This is a genomic window from Actinomyces sp. 565, from assembly GCF_010365615.1.
Taxonomy (GTDB): Bacteria; Actinomycetota; Actinomycetes; order Actinomycetales; family Actinomycetaceae; genus Actinomyces.
Map to the genome: position 1 here is coordinate 1 of NZ_PIZD01000070.1, position 1,459 is coordinate 1,459.

Below are 1,459 nucleotides of genomic sequence, written 5' to 3' on the forward strand. Positions count from 1 at the left end.
AACCCATGAGACTCAACCGTCCCAGAAGTCATGAGACTCAACCGTCCCAGAAGTGTGGAGACAGCACAGTCACCGAAAAGTACGAAGCGTCGGTGCAAAGGTACGAACCGTCATGCGAAGTGCCGAACCGTCATGCGAAGTGCCGAACCGTCGCGCGGGGCGCACGAGCGAGCCGGCCCGGTCCGTGGCCCGCAGCAGTGGATGCCCCCGCAGTAGCGTGTGGCCCCCGCAGCACCACCGAGACCCGCAGCGGCGTTCTCACCTCCCCGCAGCGGTGCGTGCCTCCCAGTTGAGCCTGGCGTGCGGCACTGGCCTGCTGTGACCTGCGTGCACATCCGCACGCCTCCCTGCGGCATCTGGGGCGCGGTAACAGGGATCTTCGCGTTTGGGGGTTTGGTGGGTAGATCGGCGGTGCTTCGCAGAGTGGTTGATAGCGTGCGTGTCGCGGCGGCCCGGCGGGTGAGGAGTGTGGTGTGGCGATCGCGCTCGAGGGTCGTTCTCGGGCGTGTGAGGTCGTAGTCGACCACCCGCCGCCGACCGAATACGACCTCATTCGCCCCACACCCTCCACATCGTGGAGGGTTTCGGGCCCACGAGGACGTTTTCGCCGCGCGGAGGTCGTCCTCGGGCTGACGAGGACGTTTTCACCGTGCGGAGGTCGTCCTCGGCCTGGCGAGGTCGTACTCGACCGGGCGCAGCGGGTCGTTTCGGGGCTGACGAGGTCGTTCTCGGGCTGGCGAGGTCGTACTCGGGCCGGCGAGGACGTACTCGGCCGGGCGCAGCGGGTCGTTTCGGGGCTGATGCTGCAAGTCGCGGACGTCGGCGTATTCCTGCAACTCAGGGTAGGCGCCTTTCAGTCCGAGGCGCGGCCCGAACCCCACGGGAGCGCCTCATTGCGGGCTGGCACGGCATGTCCACGCGGCACGCAGTCAGCCCCCGCGCTCCGCTCCTGGGACGGCCCTTGCCGCCAAGACCGGTCACAGGCGAGCAGCACCCCCAACGCCATCCCCGCAAAGACCACCGACGCCGTGAGCAGCAGCAGCGCGACCGCCGCGTCAAAGCCTCCCTCAACAACCAGCTCGATAGCGCTTTCAAGGAGCATGAGCGAAAGCAGTCCGCATAGAACGCCCACACCATTCAGCACAAATGGCACTACCATATCTCTCACGCCGCACCCACCAGGAATCTATTTTAGAATACACGTCTTGCCGGGGCCACGGAACCTACGGCACAATTCAGCCGCCCCATTAGTTGAACAGACATTCAGGCAACGGCAGTAAGACCGGAAACCACCGCCCCGCCACATACGGCGATCGCCCGGCAGCACTAGTCGGTAGCGACGGCCGACTGCACCTGCCGACCGCGCCTTCCGGTGCCGCCCGGCAGCACTGCAACGTCCTTCCGCTGTGGTGAGGCCGGCGACCGGTCGTGGTGAAGCCGCATTCTGCGGCTTCACCAC

At 66.1% G+C, this 1,459-nt stretch carries 1 protein-coding gene; it reads right to left on the bottom strand.

Annotated features, from left to right (window positions below; all coding sequences use genetic code 11):
• Positions 1-853: 853 nt before the first annotated feature.
• Positions 854-1,102, bottom strand: a complete 249-nt coding sequence (locus tag GZ997_RS11525; RefSeq protein ID WP_162679988.1) for a hypothetical protein — start codon at positions 1,100-1,102, stop codon at positions 854-856.
• Between the last annotated feature and the right edge of the window lie 357 nt (positions 1,103-1,459).

Bases quoted from the DNA above. Each gene is read 5' to 3' on its own strand.
- GZ997_RS11525 (WP_162679988.1), bottom strand. From the start codon at position 1,102: ATGCTCCTTGAAAGCGCTATCGAGCTGGTTGTTGAGGGAGGCTTTGAC.